The sequence below is a fragment of the Ensifer sp. GW101-20A05 genome (assembly GCF_059424735.1).
On the sequence record NZ_JBWKZT010000014.1, the window covers coordinates 18,971 to 37,611 of the forward strand.

General features: G+C 59.4%; 12 protein-coding genes and 3 pseudogenes. 8 read left to right on the forward strand and 7 right to left on the reverse strand.

Annotation, left to right across the window (positions count from 1 at the left end):
• The first annotated feature begins 7 nt into the window (after positions 1-7).
• Together AC070A_RS26900 and AC070A_RS26905 are read left to right on the forward strand one after the other, a co-directional pair.
• Positions 8-838, forward strand: coding sequence for an ABC transporter ATP-binding protein (locus tag AC070A_RS26900; RefSeq protein ID WP_112996349.1), 831 nt, complete (start codon positions 8-10; stop codon positions 836-838).
• Positions 822-1,598, forward strand: a complete 777-nt coding sequence (locus AC070A_RS26905) for an ABC transporter permease (protein ID WP_057248371.1) — start codon at positions 822-824, stop codon at positions 1,596-1,598. The genes AC070A_RS26900 and AC070A_RS26905 overlap by 17 nt, the downstream gene beginning before the upstream one ends.
• A gap of 224 nt (positions 1,599-1,822) precedes the next feature.
• Here the strand turns inward: AC070A_RS26905 and AC070A_RS26910 are convergent.
• From AC070A_RS26910 to AC070A_RS26920, 3 genes and pseudogenes are all read right to left on the reverse strand, one after another.
• Positions 1,823-2,144 (reverse strand): annotated as a pseudogene (locus tag AC070A_RS26910) (c-type cytochrome); the annotation flags it as partial.
• 99 nt (positions 2,145-2,243) lie between these two features.
• Positions 2,244-2,449: pseudogene (locus AC070A_RS26915) on the reverse strand (transposase); the annotation flags it as partial.
• Positions 2,450-2,521: 72 nt separating this feature from the next.
• Positions 2,522-4,297: an adenylate/guanylate cyclase domain-containing protein gene (locus AC070A_RS26920; protein ID WP_057248370.1), complete on the reverse strand. Its 1,776-nt coding sequence runs from the start codon at positions 4,295-4,297 to the stop codon at positions 2,522-2,524.
• Positions 4,298-5,095: 798 nt separating this feature from the next.
• On the opposite strand from AC070A_RS26920, the gene AC070A_RS26925 reads away from it, so the two are divergent.
• A complete protein-coding gene (locus tag AC070A_RS26925) occupies positions 5,096-5,452 on the forward strand; it encodes an ArsR/SmtB family transcription factor (protein ID WP_057248369.1) in 357 nt (118 codons plus the stop codon).
• Positions 5,436-5,939, forward strand: coding sequence for an SRPBCC family protein (locus tag AC070A_RS26930; RefSeq protein WP_113737307.1), 504 nt, complete (start codon positions 5,436-5,438; stop codon positions 5,937-5,939). The genes AC070A_RS26925 and AC070A_RS26930 overlap by 17 nt, the downstream gene beginning before the upstream one ends.
• A gap of 376 nt (positions 5,940-6,315) precedes the next feature.
• Here AC070A_RS26930 and AC070A_RS26935 read toward each other — a convergent pair whose 3' ends face one another.
• Positions 6,316-10,464 (reverse strand): PAS domain-containing protein, encoded by a 4,149-nt coding sequence (locus AC070A_RS26935; protein WP_492383607.1) that lies wholly within the window; start codon positions 10,462-10,464, stop codon positions 6,316-6,318.
• A 601-nt stretch (positions 10,465-11,065) separates the two neighbouring features.
• On the opposite strand from AC070A_RS26935, the gene AC070A_RS26940 reads away from it, so the two are divergent.
• The 4 genes and pseudogenes from AC070A_RS26940 (at position 11,066) to AC070A_RS26955 (ending at position 15,846) form a co-directional block, all read left to right on the forward strand.
• Complete coding sequence (locus AC070A_RS26940; RefSeq protein WP_113737327.1) at positions 11,066-14,071, forward strand: PAS domain-containing protein; 3,006 nt, start codon at positions 11,066-11,068, stop codon at positions 14,069-14,071.
• A pseudogene (locus AC070A_RS26945) lies at positions 14,068-14,700 on the forward strand (response regulator transcription factor); the annotation flags it as partial. The gene AC070A_RS26940 and the pseudogene AC070A_RS26945, both read left to right, overlap by 4 nt.
• A complete protein-coding gene (locus tag AC070A_RS26950; RefSeq protein ID WP_336572469.1) occupies positions 14,677-15,102 on the forward strand; it encodes a response regulator in 426 nt (141 codons plus the stop codon). The pseudogene AC070A_RS26945 and the gene AC070A_RS26950, both read left to right, overlap by 24 nt.
• 105 nt (positions 15,103-15,207) lie before the next feature.
• A complete protein-coding gene (locus tag AC070A_RS26955) occupies positions 15,208-15,846 on the forward strand; it encodes a response regulator transcription factor (RefSeq protein WP_057248366.1) in 639 nt (212 codons plus the stop codon).
• Positions 15,847-16,186: 340 nt separating this feature from the next.
• Here the strand turns inward: AC070A_RS26955 and AC070A_RS26960 are convergent, their stop codons facing one another.
• The 3 genes from AC070A_RS26960 to AC070A_RS26970 all read right to left on the reverse strand — a co-directional run bounded on the left by AC070A_RS26960 (position 16,187) and on the right by AC070A_RS26970 (position 18,377).
• A complete protein-coding gene (locus tag AC070A_RS26960) occupies positions 16,187-16,822 on the reverse strand; it encodes a response regulator transcription factor (RefSeq protein WP_112996347.1) in 636 nt (211 codons plus the stop codon).
• Between the two features lie 127 nt (positions 16,823-16,949).
• Positions 16,950-17,411, reverse strand: coding sequence for a Rid family hydrolase (locus AC070A_RS26965; protein ID WP_375293077.1), 462 nt, complete (start codon positions 17,409-17,411; stop codon positions 16,950-16,952).
• A gap of 114 nt (positions 17,412-17,525) precedes the next feature.
• On the reverse strand, positions 17,526-18,377 hold the full coding sequence (locus AC070A_RS26970; RefSeq protein ID WP_110880091.1) for an alpha/beta fold hydrolase: 852 nt from the start codon (positions 18,375-18,377) through the stop codon (positions 17,526-17,528).
• Positions 18,378-18,641 lie beyond the last annotated feature (264 nt).

Sequence of the window (18,641 nt, forward strand, 5' to 3'; positions counted from 1 at the left end):
GGAGGTCATGGCATTGGCCGTAGTGAATACCGCACCCCCGACGGACAGACCCCATCAAGCAAAGCCGATGGTTTCCATCGACTCGGTCACCATGTCCTTCGGTGCCTACGTGGCCGTGCAGGATGTGAACCTGAGTGTTTCCGATGGCGAGTTTCTCGCCATCGTCGGACCTACCGGATGCGGCAAGAGCACCATACTCAATGCGATTGCCGGCCTGTTGAAACCTGCGAGTGGCACTGTATCAATTGATGGTCAGCCGGTGCGCGGGGTCCAGAACGACATCGGTTATCTGTTCCAGCAGGATGCGTTGCTTCCATGGAAGACCGCGATCGAGAACGTGGAACTCGGTCCCATGTTCAAGGGTATCGGCGCTGCCGAACGTCGCGAGCAATCGATGAGATGGCTGGCGAAAGTCGGACTGAAAGGGTTCGAACATCGCTATCCGCATCAGCTTTCCGGCGGTCAACGCAAGCGCGTGCAGATGGCGCAGGCGCTGATAACTGGCCCCAAGGTCATCCTGATGGACGAGCCCTTCTCGGCGCTCGACATCCATACCCGCCACCTGATGCAGAATGAGCTATTGCGGCTTTGGCAAGAGGAGCGGCGTGCCGTGGTGATGATCACACACGACCTGGAGGAGGCCATTGCTCTCGGCGATCGGGTCGTGGTGCTTGCCGCCGGACCACGCTCGCGCGTGATCGACAGCTTCCCGGTCGATCTCGAACGCCCGCGCGATGTCGCCGAAATCAAGCTCGATCCGCGCTTTATGGATCTTTATCGCAACATCTGGTCGTCGCTGCGCGGTGAAGTGGAGAAAAGCTATGAACGCCATGACTGAACGTTTAATCCAGGCCGTGCTGCTGGTGACGGTTGTGGGCGGCTGGCAACTGGGTGTCGAAGCAGGCGTGATCGACGTCTTTTTCTTCCCTGCGCCTTTCGACATCATGAAACAGATCGTGGCCTGGATCATCGATCCAGGCTTCTATAAGCACGTTTCGATCACGCTCACAGAGACGGTGCTCGGATACGTGATCGGTACCGCCCTCGGCGTGGCGGCCGGCGTCTGGCTGGGGCTTAGCCGCGGTGCCTATCGCATCCTCGACCCCTTCATAAAGGCGCTGAACGCCATCCCCCGCGTGGTGCTCGCTCCGATCTTCGTGCTTTGGCTCGGCTTGGGGCTCTGGTCGAAAGTGGCGTTGTCGGTGACGTTGGTTTTCTTCATCACCTTCTTCAACGCCATGCAGGGCGTGAGGGAAGTCAACCCGGTGGTACTGGCGAATGCCCGGATTCTCGGGGCCAAGCGCTCAAGCCTGCTGACCCACGTCTATTTCCCGGCGGCGGCCAGTTGGATTCTGTCTTCGTTGCGCACTTCGGTCGGCTTTGCCGTCGTCGGGGCGATTATCGGCGAGTATCTCGGCTCCTCCGCCGGCCTTGGTTATCTGATCGCTCAGGCCGAAGGCAACTTCGACGCGGTCGGCGTCTTCGCCGGCATCATCATCCTCGCTGTGTTCGTGTTGATCATCGACCGCATCCTCGACATCGCCGAGGCCCGGCTGATCAAGTGGAGCCCTCACTCGACCGAGAGCCAGGCCACCTGACGGGCGGCGACGGCGCCGGGCGGCAATGATGCCGGCCGGCGACCAAGGCGACAACGGAACTGAGGCTAACGGGGCGCTGTTGCCGCGAGCCTAACTTTCACTCCAACGACCTCGGAAAATTCGTATTCTTGAGTGTCATCAGGTCGAACGACCGAACCACGTTCAGGGGCGACTGTCCGTTTGTGCGGCTTTCAGTCGAGCGACAAGCATTGCTTTGAATCCGGCTATTTCTGGGCGGTTGCTGCGGTCTCCCCCGGCGACGGTCGAGACCTTGTCCCCAGGTTTGAACGGCCCTTGCTGACCGGAGCCAGGTTTTGCAGGAACGCCGCAATCGCCTTAGCGTCATCCTCGGTGAGTTCCGCGAAAGCATGCCAGGGCATGATCGGCGCAAGGATGCGGCCATCCGGCGGTTCGCCGGTCTGAATCGCCTTGACGATGTGCCCTGCTGTTCCAGGTGCCGATGCCGGTCTCCTTGTCGGGCGGGATGTTGCGCCGAACAAAGACACCTTCACCCGGAATCTCGAAACCCACATCCGAGCCGCCGAGAACCTCGCCAGTGCTCTGCATTATCCGGTTGGGAGACGCGGCTTGGGCGGCCTGGGAGATCCTAACTGAAGTGCAACACGCCGGTTTTAGGGTAGGGGTTCAGCCTCCCTCTTGCAAATGTGCCCGAAACACTTCGGCCGGTGTTCTGAGTCGAGGCACTTTCTCGGCTGGTCGTTGAGATGGCGAGCAAGCTGGATGAGCTTGCGTTGCGACACGCCTGCAAGGTCGGTATCGCCTGGCATGAACCGGCGGATGCGCTTGTTGGTGTTTTCCACCGCACCCTTCTGCCACGGCGCGCTGGGGTCGGGGATAGCGATGCTCGTCCGGCATCCGCCTGATGATTTCGTCGGTGCTTTTGTGCTGGCAGTACGACGCGATTATTCTTCGATACGACGCTTCTCTCCCGGGGGAAGCCCATGCTCGATCAACCTGTCGAGGTAGTCGCAGTAAGGACTGCCTTCATAGAATGGGTGGGCCGCCTCTCGGACGTATTCCGCATTCAGGTTTGGAAACTTCTTCAAAGCGTCAGAGATCCAGATCTTTACTTCATCGGTATTGCCCGCCCTGAGGGCGAGCAACGCTGCCCCAATGAATGGATAATAGGTTGTGCGTTCGAAGGACGCGCCTTCCCGTAGATGCATCCGGGCCGTTGAGAGGTCATCGGGCTCGCCCCTCAGCATTAAGCCAATACCGAGTAGTGTCTTGAACGCAAACGTAGATGGATCGTGAGGACTGAGATCGATGGCATTTTGTGCGGCCCTAATCGTCGTATCGGCGTCCCTGAGCCGCACAGCTGCCATTCCATGTGCGAAGTGAAGAAACGCGTAGTTGGGATTTAATGCAAGGCCCTGTTCAGCGACAGGCATGGCCTCAGCCGCTCGCCCGTCCACCGTAAGAAGGAGCGACATCATCGCGTACGCGATATCGCTCCGCCTGTCGATTTTTAATGCCTTCGTGGCGAACGATAATCCTTCCTTGACAGCGACAGGCACGTCTGCGGCACGCCCCCAAAGGACGAGTGCGTATCGGTGACGAGCTAAATAGGCGTAGGGAAGTGCGAAATTCGGATCGTGTTCGAGAGCTTGTCGAAGGAATTTCTCGGCAGTGGCTTGAGAACCTGCTTCGAAGGAAAGCAATTCAGCAAGGCCGCGGTGACAAAGTTCCCAAGCAGTAAGGTTGTCGGTCGATTTGGCGAGGGCGAGGCCCCTTTCGTGCGCTCCCAGTTCTGGTTCGATGCCCGCGATAATTCGGCGCGTTATCTCATCCTGCACATCAAAAAAATCGGCGATCGGACGATCCCACCGCTCGGCCCAGATGTGTGCTCCGGACAGCGCGTCGATTAGCTGTACAGTAATCCTCAACCGATCACCTGACCGCCGAACCGATCCTTCCACGACATAGCGCACACCAAGTTCTCGGGCGATCTGGCGTACGTCCTTAGCTGTTCCCTTGTAGGCGAAAGTCGAGTTGCGAGCGATCACGAACAACCATCGAAAGCGACCTAGTTCCGTGATGACGTCTTCGACCAGTCCGTCGACAAAGAAGTCCTGATCGGGGGTGGCAGAAAAATTTTGAAATGGGAGAACCGCGATCGAAGCACGTTCCTGCCCAGAGAGCCGAACCGGGCTCGGCGCCGTGCCGTCCACCTCGACCTGCCACACGTCAATTGGTTCGGGGATGTTCTTAACGGACTGCGGCCCGAGCCGCGTCATCCCAGCCTCTATCTTGCCTTGCACATGATCGTAGATTGCACGAGATATGCAGATGCCTCCGGCGGGTGCGATGGTTTCCAAACGCGCAGTGATGTTGACGCAGTCGCCGAGGATGTCGTCCCCATCGATCACCACGTCTCCCAGATGAATACCGATCCGGAAACGCAGACGTCGGTCTTCCCCTTGAGGAGACTCGCGCGAGATCAAGTTGCGCTGCATTAGAAGAGCCGCTCTTACCGCCAACACTGGCGATGAGAAATCGACTAGGAGCCCGTCGCCCATGGTTTTGACGATGCGGCCACCGCCTTCCATAATCGCCGGGTCAATCACGCAGGTTCGCGCGTCGCGCAGCCGCGAAATGGTGCCTTCCTCGTCCGCCGCCATGAGACGAGAATAGCCGACCAAATCGGCAGCCATTACTGTGGTAAGGCGACGTTCCATGCTTGCCCCTCCGCCAAGAAAATACAGTATCGCCTGACAAGCAAATGCGAAAGCGCTCCTGAACCGCGCCAATTAGTTGTCGGTTTTAGAACTAATGTCCATCCGGTAGAAAGCCGCTCCCGACTTGTGACCTGAGTCGTTGCAACTCCATTCGCTCGCCAGCGATCCAACGCTGCGGGCGACCGGTACTCTCGATATTGGGGTTTGAGACGTCATGATCGGCCGCCGAGATCGATGAAATCCCCGGCTTTGGGGTGTCGGATAGCGTTAGAAACAAGGCCGCGCCGCGAGACAAAGGGGTTGATAGGCTATGCATTGCGCCCTTGTTGTAAAGCACCCCGATGTCAGCGATCGGCTGCCGAGATATCGTGGTGACGGCTCGCCACTTGGTTGAGCGTGGCACCGGTCCCGATGAACGTTACCGGAGCCCGCTAGGCAGGGTCGAGCGTTCGACTTGGTTCAAGGCGAGGGATAGGAGACATCCGTCTGCCGGCTTCCGGTCGTCGAGTGGAGAGTTCGCGTTGCTATCCCTGATCTGAACGCCCGGGGAGCGTCAGGAGCTGATACTTGGCCAGTGTGATCCGAGCGTCGCAATTGGAGCCGTTAGTTGGCGGACTGCTTTCGGGGAGCAGGCGCTGAAAGCTGACATTCGTTCATCAGCGACTCGAATGTCCGCTTGGCCCGCTGCAGACAATTTTTGCTTCCGGCGCCTATGCATGACCTCGAATGACCGGTCTACGGCAGGGAAAGTTTGGGACGCTTGCGCTTCCTGCGCGAGCACGCTAATCACTGAACTATATGGTTCAGTATGTAAGTCCTCCCCTCGATCTCTCTTTCGCGGCGCTGTCCGATGCGACCCGCCGCGGGATCATCGATCAGCTTGGGCAAGGGGACGCGTCGATCACCAGTCTCGCGGATAAGTTCCAGATGACACTGACCGGCATGAAGAAGCACATCCAGGTTCTCGAGCGGGCGGGGCTCGTCGTCACGCAGAAGGTCGGACGGGTGAGAACCTGCAAACTTGGGAAACGCGGCCTCAAGGCGGAGGCCGAGTGGATCGAGGCGCATCGCAAGCTCTTCGAGGCCCGCTTCGAAGCATTGGACGAAATCATCAGCGAAATGCAAAAGGAGGGAAGCGATGAATCAGCAAGTTAACAGTCCAGGTGGTGAGCAGAACCGCATGTCAGTCGAGCGCAGAGGAGATCGCGAACTCGTCGTAACGCGGACATTCAATGCGCCGGCGAGTACGGTTTACAAGGCGTGGAGCCAGCCCGAGCTGTTCCAGCGCTGGTGGGTGCCAAAATCGGCATCCGGCGTTTCGCTCGTATCGTGCGATATGGACGTCCGTACCGGCGGCAAATACCGGCTGGTATTCGGCGTCGGTGGTTCGGACACCATGGCCTTCTACGGCAAGTATCTCGAGGTGGTGCAAAACGAGCGCATCGTCTGGACCAACGACGAGGGCGAAGAGGGCGCGGTCACGACCGTGACTTTCGAGGACCAGGGCGGAAAGACGCTGCTGACGTTTTACGAAGTCTATCCGTCCGCGGAGGCGCTTGAGGAAGCACTGCAGGGCTCGGCGGCCGCATTGCCGGAACAGCTGGAGCAGCTCGACGAATTGCTTTCCAGCAAAGACGAGTAGTCGGGTAACTCGCCTCGGGGGAACGTATGCTCTTGGGAAGTGACTCCACCAGCCTTTCCGGCCGGAGCGAAGGCCCGTCAGCGGCGGGGGTCGAAAGAAGACGGACTGCCTTTGGAGTGCACGCGATGAAAGTTGACCTGCGTTCACACTAGAACAGATGGCCGGTAGTCTTGCGAACCACATCATTGACAACGAGAGCGGGGGACGCTCCTCGCACGCAGCGCTATCTCAGATCAGGACACGACGATCGCCTTGGCTGCTACCCGCCCTGTGTTGGACACTCCTTACCGCTGGCTGAGCGGCATCCGACGCTAACGGCAGTCGGAGATGAAGACTAACAGCGTGATTTTTTGCACGCAGCCTTGTGAGGCAATCGTCATGTCGTTGGGTTGGTTTCGATCGGCAATGTGAAAACAAACGTCGATCCCTGAGGGGCGTTTTTTTCTGCCCACAGACGTCCGCCGTGAGACTCGACGATCGAACGGCAGATCGCCAATCCCATGCCCATGCCGTCGTTCTTGGTGGTGAAGAACGGTTCGAAAATCCTGTCGGGGTTTTGGACCCCAGCGCCCCAATCGCTGACAGCGATGCGGATCATGTCATCGATACGCGACGCATGCAGGCTGACCATTCGCAGATTCGCAGTGAATGCCATCGCCTCTATGCCGTTTCGGATTAGGTTGACCAGTATCTGTTGAAGCTGGACGCGATCCATGGCGACCGGAGACAGGTCACCTTCGACATCGACCTGTATGCGGACGCGGCGCCGCATGGCTTCCTCGGCCATAAGGCTGCGCACTTCGGCAATGACTCCGTCCACCGTTGTGCTCATCCCAGGTTCAACCGACCTTGTGAACAATGCACGGATGCGGCTCACGACGTCTGCGGCGGCGTTTGCATCGCGAGTAATGCGTTCCACCGTCCTTTGCGCTCGCTCAAGGTTTGGCGGATCAGCAGATAGCCAGCGTTGGCACGCATGGGAATTTGTCACGATCGCTGCCAACGGCTGGTTCACCTCATGGGCGATCGAGGCGGAAAGTTCGGCAAGGCTAGCGGCTTGAGACGCACGCGCGAGACCGTCGCGCGCAGCCCGCAAATCTTCCTGGGCCCGAACTTCGCTGTCTATGTCGATGCAAATGACGTTCCACTGGACGACCAGCCCCTCTGCGTCCCTCATAGGCGCTGCTCGGGTTTCCACCCAGCGATACTCTCCGTCCGACCGACGAAGTCGATGCTTCTGTGCATAGGGCGTGCCGGTCGACAAGGCATGGCCGCAGCTCTCATGGACCTGAGGTATATCGTCGGGATGGACGGCAGCACCAAGCGCGCCCGACGGCCTTGCTTCGCCCGAGGCGTCCGGCGCTTCCAACTTGTACCCCAGATACTCGCGAAGCTGTTCGCTGCGGTAGACAGGATCACCGTTCGGGTCGGTGCATTCGACCATCGCAGGCAAGGTTTCAATGAGCTGTCGAAGCGAGCGCTCACGCTCGCGCAAGACCTGTTCTACACGGAGCTGATCGTCGATGTCGTGACAAATGCCGAACCATTGCAGGATCTGACCGGTGGCGTCCCGCAAGGGGGCGCCGCGGCCCGACATCCAGCGATAGACGCCATCGGCGCGGCGTAGCCGGTAGTTTAATGAGAAGCTCTCGCCAGTGACGAAAGCCTCTCTAAGCGTGGCATCCATCTTCGCTGCGTCATCCGGGTGAAGCGCGGCCGTTATGGCAGCGGCGAGAACGCTGCCGGTCCCCTGATAGTCTTTCACGTCGTGGCCCAGGAATTCAATCAGGCTCTTGCTGAAGAAGACCGGTTCCCCATCCGTGTTTAACCGCCAGAGTGGGCTGGGCACCATATCGACCAGCTGCGAGAGTTCGCGTTCCCGATCGAATAGCCGTTGTTGGACGCGCACTTCGTCGTCGACATCGATGGCAACGGCATACCACTGCACGATCGTCCCGCTTTGATCGCGCAATGGCTCGCAGCGTCCATCCACCCAGCGGTATGCGCCGTCGGCGCGCAGCATGCGATATCTGTTGGAGAATGGTTCACCGGTGGAGAAGCCGTGCGTGGCGTTCTCACGCACGGAGGCAATATCGTCTGGATGGACGACAGAACGCATCATCGCGCCCGCGCGGGGCATGCCCGGCTTGTTCACGTCGATGGCATCGAATCCGAGGAAGTCCACCAACCGCTTGTTCAGAAAGCTCAGTTCTCCGCTGGCGGTCTGGCGGGCGATGAAGGCCGGCACCATGTCTACGAGCAGGGACAGCTCGCGCTCGCGATCGTGCAATGCGTTTTGAGCCCGCATCTGATCGTCGATATCAAGCGAAACGCCATACCACTCCTCGATCTCTCCTTCATGATTGCGACGAGGTTCGACCCGGCATTCCACCCAGCGATATCCGCTTTCAATTTCAAGCCAACGAAAGCGCAACGTCGCGCTACTGCCGGTCTCGAAACATCTTTGCAGCGTGTCCCCGACGGCCGAAGCGTCGTCCGGATGGATCAGCTTCTGAAGCAGACTTTCGATACTCTGCTCCCCGTGCGCTTCGAAGCTTGCGACAACCGAGCGGAAACGGTCTCGGAACTGTTTGTTGAAGTAGACTGAGCCGGTCGATGGCGTCGCGCTCCAGATGCGGACCGGCACTGCGTCGATCATCAGTTGAAGCTGCCTCTGACTACGGCGCAATGCGTCCTCGGCGTGGGTCAGATCATCGATGTCATGGCAAATGCCGTACCACTGAACGATCCGCCCTGATTGATCCCGCATTGGCTCTGCCCGGCTCGACATCCAGCGAAAGACGCCATCGGCCCGGCGCAGGCGATACCGCATAGCAAAGTCTTCACCGGTTTCGAGGCAATGTCGAAGCAGGTCGACGAATGCACCTGCCTCGGCGGGATGCACGGAGGCTTCGACCATGGCTGCCAGTCGGGTTTTTCCCGGTTTGTCCGTGTCACTAATGTCCAAGCCGAGAAAGTCGACCATGCGTTTGTTAAAGAAGGTCGGCTCGCCATCGGGGGTCAAGCGCCAAACGTGACTTGGCACCATGTTCACAAGGTGCAGCAGCTCCTGCTCCCGTTCGCGCAGTGCTGCCTGCGCGCTTACTGCGTCTTCGATGTCGACGGAAACGCCATACCATTGCAAGATCGTTCCGGCCTCGTCACGCATGGGCGCAGCCCGGCTCTCGACCCATCGATGGGGACCATTTGCGCGCCGCTGACGATATCTGCCCGCAAAGGTCGTGCCCGCCTCGAAGGCGCGTTTCAGCGCCTCATCGGTGGCAGTGCGGTCATCCGGGTGAATGTCCGTCAAGGATCGTCTTCCGTTGGCCGCAACCAGATCCGTCAGCGCCAGCCCGGTCGTGTCGGTGGCCCACTTGTTGAGGTAGCTCGGCGTTCCGTCAGGCGTGGCGCTCCAAATGAGAGCCGGAACGGCGTCGATCAAGCGTTGCAGCCGGAGTTCGCTTTGACGAGCGGTGGCGAGTGCCAGTTGGTGCTGCCTGGAAATGGCTGCGACGACAAGCGCCGAGAATGCGGAAATGACGAGGAAGAGCTGCAGCATGACCTGCTGTTGCCTTTGCGATCCGGCATCACCGATAAACTGGCTGTCTCCGGATATCGTGAGCGCCATCGTAATCAGCGTCAGGAGCGTCAAGGCAACGGCGGCACCTCGGAATTCGAAACGTGCGGAGGCCCAAAGCAGAAACGGCAAAATGATATATGGAGAGGGGAAGAAGCGAGCACTCAAGGAAAGGGCGGCAACGCCCAGGAAGATGAGGCAGAGAACGGCAGCCTCCGTCCAGCGTTCGACAGATGGATTTGACTCTCCGCGCCAGGAGCGGACGAGGACTAGCACCAATGGTGCTACCAGCAAGATGCCTGTCGCATCTCCAATCCAGAACAGTGGCCACACGGACGCGAATGTCTGGGATTTCACGCCGAACCAGGCAAGGGTTGCGCTCCCGACGGTCGCGCTTGCGAGTGGTGCTACTCCCGCCCCCAATATGACGAAAGCCAGGACCTGCTGGAGGGTTTCCAGTCGGACGGGGCGACCTATGGCGCTGCTTACGAGCATCGCACCCACGGAAGCGCAGAGCGCGTTGCCGACGAAGATCAAAAATCCTGCGGGAATTGGGCTGTGAAACCAGACAAGCTGGGCAAACATCTCGGCAAGGCAACCGCTGACGATCCACCATGGCCAACTGTAGGGAGAGGTGAGGATGAGTGTCGCCATAAATACGCCGCCGGGAGGCCAGATCGAGACGGTGATGCCCGGGACGATAGCGAGCACATTCGCGAATCCGCAGCCCAGCACGTAGGCTGCGAAGAACGCGACCAGATGCAACAGCTGTGGGCGGCTTGATCGAAACCGCCACCACTGTGAAGCAGGCCCGAGGGACGGTCGGTCGGTGGGCGCGCGCGGCAACGCGCTCGCCGCGGGCCCTGGCGACGTTCGCTCGCGCCCCTGAATAGGCTGGCTGACTGTCTCTGAATGGCTGTCGCCAACTCTAGAAGCTGATTCCATCGGCTGCTCCGATCGGACAGAGAAAGCCTGGGCGCAGTAGGCCCTACCAAGGCAGTATAAACGCATTCGGATGGGACGAACCTTCACCCGTTTCCCTTGATCCTATCGCAATCACAGCCATGCCGCAGCCTATGGAAGTCCATGATGCCTGCGGGGATTGTCAGCGCTCTGCCCTGCGGTTTCACGCAGAACCTCGACCGAGCGCTTCGAGACGTCGCGGCGATCGGCAGGTGCGCCGGTCGATCGGAACCATGCCTTACGGGTGGTGACAAGGCTATCTTGACGAAGGCTGGCTCATCTGCCGGTCTCGCGACGAGACGATAGTCCCGTTTGTGCCGAAGCAACCATCTATCGGCCTGGCTGCAGTGCATTAGGGAACCGTCTTGCCGTCCAGGTCGAGCTGCCAGACGAGGCCGAGAGTTACTCTTCGCCTATGCGGAGGTACAGCTTAGAATACACGGCGAGTTGTCATAGATTTCCATAGGATGCAGGGGAGACGCGGCGAGAATAGGATGGGCGGCTAGTTCGCGCAGTCCGGATATCGAGAACGACTGCTATGCAGAGCGCTGATAGTGGCTTCCTCGTCCTGCAGGAGAAGGCAATGACGAAAGCGTTCGACACACCTGACGAAATCGGGCTGGAAGCAATGCAGGCGGTGCGGATCATCGAAAGTGTGGTCGGCAACGCTTGGGCTGCGAACCCGGCCGGTGAGATCGTTTGCGTCAGCCCTGCGGTGCTGTCGCGGCTGGCCCTGACGCTTGAGGAGTTCAGCTCACAGTCGGATGGTGGTCCTCTCGGCTGGAGGAGAATGATCCATCCGGACGATTACGGACGGTCAATGGCGCTCTGGCACTGGTGCCTTGAATCGGGCGAGCACTTCAATATCGAGCATCGAACTCTGCGCAAAAGCGGCGCTTACGGTTGGAGCCGCACGTCTGCTCAGCCCTTGCGCGATGGTGATGATCGTATCCTTGGCTGGTACGGCGCCATAATCGACATCGAAACGTCTGACGCGGCCGCTCGTTTTGCCGATACGGCGGAGGCGGCCGTACAGGAATTGCCAAGCTCATTGAGCGCAATTCACCCCGACGATCGAACTGCAGCGGCGCATGCGGCCGCGCGTGCGTTCTGGACGGGTGTTCCCCAGGTCACGAGGCACAGACAGCGACAGCCCGACGGCAAGTATAGGTGGACGGAAACCCGTGCCGAGCCGGGGTACAGCGTCAGCGTCGACATCGACGAGTTGGTGACGGATCGCGAGCCTCGTATGGTTACGGCATCCGATACCGCTGGTGAGCCAGAACCATTGCGGTCTGCGAGAGCTGTCGAGAGCATATTCGGCAACGGCTGGGCGTTCGATGCGCGCGGACGCTGGATTTACCTGCATCCATTTGCGCAGAACTCGCTCGGCGTCACTGCGGAACAACTGAACGTTTCCGTTGACGAAGGTCACACGGCCTGGAAGCAATTGCTGCATCCGGACGATTACGAGCGGACCGCAGCGGCATGGAATCGTTGCCTCGAAACGGGGGATGACTTCAACGTCGAGTTTCGCTTCCGCCGCGTATCTGGAAGTTATGTCTGGGCCAGGACTGCCGCCCGGGCCGCCCGCGACGCCCGAGGCCGCATCGTGGGCTGGTTCGGCATCGCGCTCGACATCGATGTTTACAAGAAGACCGTTGAGGCGTTGCGTGGCCGAGAGCTCGAACTCTCGCAGCTTGTCGACATGGTCCCGGTTCACATCCGCCGACTGGGCCCCAACGGCGAACCGACCTTTTTCAACAAGCGCCTGCTTGATTTCTATGGGTGGAAAGATCTCGCACAGTTGGAAACACCGGCTGGCAGCCGGCTGGCGACGGCGATGGAAATGCTCGTGCATCCGGACGACTCCGCGCGCCTCCTGGAAGCGGTCCGCCATTCCGTTGCGACAGGCGAATCTTACGGAATGAAGTACCGCTTGCGCCGCTCGGACGGCGTCTACCGTTGGGTCGACGGGCGTGCGGCGCCGCTGATCGACCCGGAGGGGGGGATTGCAAATTGGTATGCGATCTCGATCGACATCGATGATGAGATGCGTGCACAGAACGCGTTGCGCGACCGCGAAAGAGAACTCCTACAGCTCGTCGATATCGTTCCCAGCCTGCTTTGGCGCCTGAACCGTCAGGGCGAGCCAACATTTTTCAATAAGCGGCTGATGTGCTTTCTGGGTCTGGATGCAGCGAGTTCCGATCAGCCGGACCCGCGCCGGCTGGCGGCCATCTTCAGAGGAGCCGTCCACCCGGACGATGCATCCGGTCTTGAGGACGCACTGAGCCGATCTATCGCCACCGGCGAAAACTTCTCGAAAAGGTTTCGGCTGCGCCGCTCGGATGACGTCTATCGCTGGGTTGAAAGCAATGCAGAACCCCTGCGCGACGACACTGGAAAGATCGTGCAATGGTACGGGCTGTCACATGATATCGACGATCAATTGCGGGTCGAAGAAGCGCTGCGCGAACGCGAGCGATCGCTTTGGCAACTGGTCGAGACATTGCCGGCGATGATCGACTGCGCCGCGCCAAACGGCGAGCCGGTCTATCGCAGCCAGCAGTTGCGGGAATTTCTCGGGTATAATCTTGAAGATCTGGACGGAACCGGGAAGTCTCGGCTGGACGCAACGCTTGATGCAGGGGTGCATCCCGACGATGTTGCAGGGGTCAAGGAGAAGTATGCGCATTCCCTGGCCACTGGTGAACCTTATGCGCGCAAACACCGTCTGCGGCGGTTTGACGGCGAGTATCGGTGGGTCGAGACCAGAGCGGCTGCCATGCGCAATCTGGAGGGCGCCATCATCCAGTGGAACGTGATTTGCCTTGATATCGATGGCGAGGTTCAGGCGCAGGACGAATTGCGTCTTGCGCAAGAGAGGCTTTCCAGAGCCAGCCAGTCGGCGAGCCTGGCTGAGCTTTCCGCATCAATTGCCCATGAGGTGAACCAACCATTGGCAGCGATCGTGGCCAACTCCAACGCCTGTCACCGTTGGCTGCTGGCCGAACCACCCAATCTCGATCGGGCAAAGATCACAGCCGAACGCATCATCCGTGACGCCAACTCTGCGGCGGAGGTCGTCAGCCGCATCCGCGCCCTGTTCAGACAGCGCGTCGAGCCGCAGAGCAATACCGATCTTGTGAACGTGATTGCCGAAGCAGTTCATCTCATCACAGAGGAGGCCATGCGCCGTCGCGTCCGGGTCGAGCTCGATATCGAGCGAGCCCTCCCGAATGTTGTCGTCGACCAGGTGCAGATCCAGCAGGTTCTGGTGAACCTCATTCGTAACGGTATGGACGCGATGGACGCCGCTGTTCGCGACCGCGTTGTTAGCGTCAGGGTCCATCGCGTTGGTGATTTTGTTGCGACCGAGGTCAGTGACCGTGGCATGGGTGTCGCGTTTCCTGAACGAATTTTCGAAGCCTTCTTTACGACGAAAGTGAATGGAATGGGGATGGGCCTGGCAATTTGTCGTTCGATCATTGAGTCGCACGGGGGGCGACTGTGGGTGCAAAACAATGAACCGAGTGGCGCAATCTTCACGTTTACGTTGCCGATTGAAGTGGAAGCGGCGGCATGACGAAGGACGAATACACAGTTTTCATCGTCGATGACGACAATCGGATCCGCGAGGCTCTGTGCGAGCTTTTGGCCTCACACGGTATCCAGTCGATCGCCTTCGGTTCGGCCGGAGACTATGTCAATTCAGAGAAACCAGACACGCCAGCCTGCCTGCTGTTGGATATCGAGTTGCCGGACATCAACGGTCTGGATCTTCAAAGTGAAATAGCGACAGGGGAACATCCACCGATCGTATTCATAACCGGTCACGGAGATATCCGTTCGTCGGTGCGCGCCATAAAGGATGGCGCGGTGGACTTTTTGACCAAACCGTTTACCGACGCGGATTTGATGGCCGCCATTCACACGGCCATTGCCCAAGACGAGAAAAGACGAGCCGAGCGCGCAGAGTTCGCAAAGCTGAGGCGGCGCTATCTCGACCTGACACCGCGCGAACGCGAGGTGCTGCCGCTGGTCATAAGCGGGCTACTCAACAAGCAGGCGGCCGCGGAACTCGGCATCAGCGAGGTGACCCTGCAGATCCACCGGCGAAATGTGATGCAGAAGATGAAGGCGGGTTCTTTTGCCGACTTGGTCCGGATCGCGGAACGTTTGAAGATCCCCATCACGCATGCCCGCAAGACCGGCGTGAAATCGATGGCTTTGCCGCATCGGCAGGTCGTCGCGATTGTTGACGACGATCCGAGATTGCTGGAGTCGCTGGAGGACCTCTTGGAGTCGGCCGGCTACTCGGCTCGCAGCTTTTCGTCGGGCCGATCGCTTCTTTCCGCTGGGCTACCGGGTTTGGATGCGCTCATCACGGATATCGGTATGCCGGGAATGGACGGGTTCGAACTTAGAGACTTGGTAAAGAGGAAAGAGCCGAGTCTGCCTGTTTTCCTGATGACTGGACGGCACGAGATCGCCGATCAGCTGAGTGTGCACGACCGGACTTGCTGCTTCAGAAAACCCTTCGATGCGCAGGTTCTGCTTGCCACGCTTGCCGCTGCATTGTCCGACCGAGATATGGAGGGGAGCGATGAAGCCTGAACTACTGCTCAAACCGACGGTCGTTTCGCACGCGCACCGTCAAAGCGAACGCCCGCTCGTCGTGATCGTCGATGATGCGCGCGGGATGAAACAGAGGCCAATCTGATGCAACACGCTCAAACCAAGGCGGAAAAGCTTGCGGAACCTATCGTCTACGTCGTTGACGACGACGAGGCGATGCGGGAAGCGTTGCTCGATTTGTTCACGGTGACCCAAAAGCGGGCGACTGCCTTCTCGAACGGTCCAGAGTTCTTGGAGACTGCCGACATTCAGGCGCCCGGTTGCCTTGTCCTGGATCTGCGTATGCCGGGCGGCACCGGCCTGGACCTACAGGAACATCTCCTGCTTGCCGGGAGCCGGCTGCCTGTCATCTTTCTGACGGGTCACGCAGACATTCCAACAAGCGTAAAGGCGATGAAGGCTGGCGCCATGGATTTCCTCACAAAGCCTTTCTCCGACCAGGATCTCCTCGAGGCCGTAGATCGTGCCATAAAGCTCGACGCCGAGCGCCGCAAAGTCGAGGCGGAACGCGACCGGATCCAGGCGCTGGTGGATACCCTTTCTCCTCGCGAGCAGGAAGTGATGTTTGCGGTGGTCAGTGGCCTTATGAACAAGCAGGTGGCCTACCAACTCGGAATTAGCGAAATGACCGTAAAGCTCCATCGGATGAGCCTTATGCGCAAGATGCAGAGCCGTTCGCTGGCAGATCTCGTTCGGAAAACCGAACAGCTACGACGCAATTGAGCGACGCGCGGACCCGCAGGATTCGACCCTAGTCAAGAAAAGGAGGCCGCCTGCCCTTGGTCAAACGGCCCCTAGGTGTGCCGGCCTTGGGCGGCCGTGCCGCGGGGAGGGGACTGCGGCACTCAGATAATCACCTCCTGACGAAGGTGCCGGCCAAGGATGGTGCTGGAAGCCTACCGTCTTTCACGCACCTGCATCACTATACGTTCGTATAGCGAAGCCGATCGCGACGCGAAGCCGGTTGTTTGTTGGACACATCACGCTGCGGACCGCAATGGGGCCAGGACGGCCGGAAAAGGGGCGCGACCGACTCTTGCGGTCGCAAGCTCAGGCAGCGACCTCACTGAAGCAGTTCCGACTTCCTTACGAGGTCGCTGAATGTACGTGCCTGCATCTTTTTCATCGCGCTTGCGCGATGAAGCTTGACCATGATTTCGCTGATCCCCAGTTCGAATGCGGCCTGCTTGTTCATGAGACCTTGGGTGACAAGCTTCATTACCTGCCGTTCGCGGGGGGTGAGGCTGGCCGCGCACTGGCGGGCATGTTTTCTCCTTGCAGCCACTTCCCGCTGCTTTTTTCCTTCCTCCATAGCTGCGGCCACCGCACAAAGCAGGTCATCCACCTCGAAGGGTTTCAACAGGAAATCGACGGCTCCCGCCTTCATGGCAGTGACGCTCGTCGGGACGTCTCCATCGCCGGTCATGAAAACGATCGGAAGGTCGAAGCCCGCATCCGACAGTTTCCTTTGATACTCGATACCGCTCATGCCGGGCAGTTTCACATCGAGCAACAGGCACCCTGCGGCCTCCGGGTCCCCCCTTTCGTCGAAATCCGCGGTGTCGACGAAGGCTTCGGCCTGTATTCCTGAAGAACAGAAGAGTTCCAGCAGCGCCGAGCGAATCCTTTCATCGTCGTCGATGATGTGGACTATGTTCACGTCGGTGGCTGCTTCGATGGGGTTTGAACGTTCGGGCATTGTTTAGCTCCCTTGATCGTCAGGTACCAACATCCACCCATTTTATCCGACGTGGTTCTGCTGGCTATAAAACGAAGGTTTGCTCTACCTCGACTGTCCGCCCGGTTGACCAGCCGCTGGCTTGCTGTCAGGCGCCGCAAAGCGAAACGCACGGTGCGATCGCCCGAAAGGTGACTTCGATCAGTTGTTCGGGAAATGCCAGGCGGGAAACCCCAATGAGGTTGCTCGCACATTCAGGCACCTCGGCTCCATACATCTCCTTGCGGACCTTGCCAGAAGCCGCAAATGCGGCATCGACATCGAGCACATAGAGTGTCTCTTCGACCACATCGTCGAGTGAAGCGCCGAATTCGGCAAGCACGGCGACGGCATTGGCGTAGGTCTGCCGCATCTGCTCTTCCATGGTTGAAAAATCGACCGGTCTTCCGGATGGATCCAGTTTTGCCGGGGCGACGAGGTTGCCGGCCCAGTCGTGGCTTAGCTGGCCGGAGACATAGATGATGCCTTTAACCTGCACGGCCTGAGAGTAGCCGTAGGCTTTTTCCCACGGCACACCGAAGTTTGCGGTCCGTTTTTTCGGGGAACACATGAAATCCTCCATTCCTTCCGGGTAGGCGGCGGCCGCAATTCGCAACCGCTCGAAGCTCAGTTCTGTTTCAGGTCGCGTGTGGCGACGAAGGGCGCCGAGGCGCCCTTCCACTCTCTACTTGGTGATAAAGCTGAGAATGTCCTGGTTGATGACGGCCGCGTGCGTGGTCGCCATGCCGTGAGGGAAGCCCTCGTAGATCTTGAGGGTGGAGTTCTTCAGAAGTTGAGCTGAACGGGGGGCGGAAATTGCCAGCGGAACGACCTGGTCGTCATCGCCATGCAGTACCAGGGTCGGCACGTCGATCATCTTGAGGTCTTCGGTAAAGTCGGTTTCCGAGAAGGCCTTGACGCCAAGATAGTGGGCATTGGCGGCTCCCATCATCCCCTGTCGCCACCAATTGTGGCTTACGGCTGCAGATGGTGTGGCGCCAGGACGGTTGAAGCCGTAGAAGGGTCCGTTTGCGATGTCGTGATAGAGCTGCGCCCTGTTGGTTGCGAGCGCCTCGCGGTAGCCGTCAAGCGCTTCGATCGGGAGCCCCTCGGGGTTGGTCGGCGTCCTGAGCATAAGCGGTGGTACCGCGCCGATCAGGACGAGCTTGGCCACGCGGCCCTCGCCGTGACGGGCGACGTACCGGGTCGCTTCGCCACCACCCGTCGAATGCCCGATATGGATCGCGTTGCGCAAATCCAATTGCCGCACGAGGGAGGCTACGTCGGAAGCGTAATGGTCCATGTCATGGCCACCGCTCACCTGCTCGGATCGCCCGTGGCCACGGCGGTCATGGGCAATGACGCGATAGCCTTTTGCGAGGAAGAAAAGCATCTGGTTGTCCCAGTCATCTCCGCTCAACGGCCACCCGTGATGGAACACGATCGGCTGCGCGTCGCGTGGCCCCCAATCCTTGAAGAAAATCCTGGTCCAATCTTCTGTCGTTACGTATCCGTGACCGGGTTGCTCGGCTGTCATGGCCAATCCTTTCTGTGCTGGTTTTGCCGCATCAAATGATGCGTTCAAGCCGCGATGCTCAGCTCGCGAAACACGGCCCTGACGTAGGCCCCTTCGCTAACACAAGACCGTTTTGACCCCCTGGCAGGAACCGTATTTCGGCGGGAGTAGCGGCTGGCAGGCGGCGTGAAGACGCTAGCACCTGGCGCATGGCGGGAAAGGTATACCTTGGTTTCGACGATCTCTCGCAGGCCGCCTGGACCCTGATGGCGTGGTCACGAAAAG

Coding starts and splice junctions, on each gene's coding strand:
- AC070A_RS26925 (WP_057248369.1), top strand. CDS start 5,096: ATGGTTCAGTATGTAAGTCCTCCCCTCGATCTCTCTTTCGCGGCGCTG.
- AC070A_RS26935 (WP_492383607.1), bottom strand. CDS start 10,464: ATGGAATCAGCTTCTAGAGTTGGCGACAGCCATTCAGAGACAGTCAGC.
- AC070A_RS26940 (WP_113737327.1), top strand. CDS start 11,066: ATGACGAAAGCGTTCGACACACCTGACGAAATCGGGCTGGAAGCAATG.
- AC070A_RS26955 (WP_057248366.1), top strand. CDS start 15,208: ATGCAACACGCTCAAACCAAGGCGGAAAAGCTTGCGGAACCTATCGTC.
- AC070A_RS26965 (WP_375293077.1), bottom strand. CDS start 17,411: ATGTGTTCCCCGAAAAAACGGACCGCAAACTTCGGTGTGCCGTGGGAA.
- AC070A_RS26920 (WP_057248370.1), bottom strand. CDS start 4,297: ATGGAACGTCGCCTTACCACAGTAATGGCTGCCGATTTGGTCGGCTAT.
- AC070A_RS26930 (WP_113737307.1), top strand. CDS start 5,436: ATGAATCAGCAAGTTAACAGTCCAGGTGGTGAGCAGAACCGCATGTCA.
- AC070A_RS26960 (WP_112996347.1), bottom strand. CDS start 16,822: ATGCCCGAACGTTCAAACCCCATCGAAGCAGCCACCGACGTGAACATA.
- AC070A_RS26970 (WP_110880091.1), bottom strand. CDS start 18,377: ATGACAGCCGAGCAACCCGGTCACGGATACGTAACGACAGAAGATTGG.
- AC070A_RS26905 (WP_057248371.1), top strand. CDS start 822: ATGAACGCCATGACTGAACGTTTAATCCAGGCCGTGCTGCTGGTGACG.
- AC070A_RS26900 (WP_112996349.1), top strand. CDS start 8: ATGGCATTGGCCGTAGTGAATACCGCACCCCCGACGGACAGACCCCAT.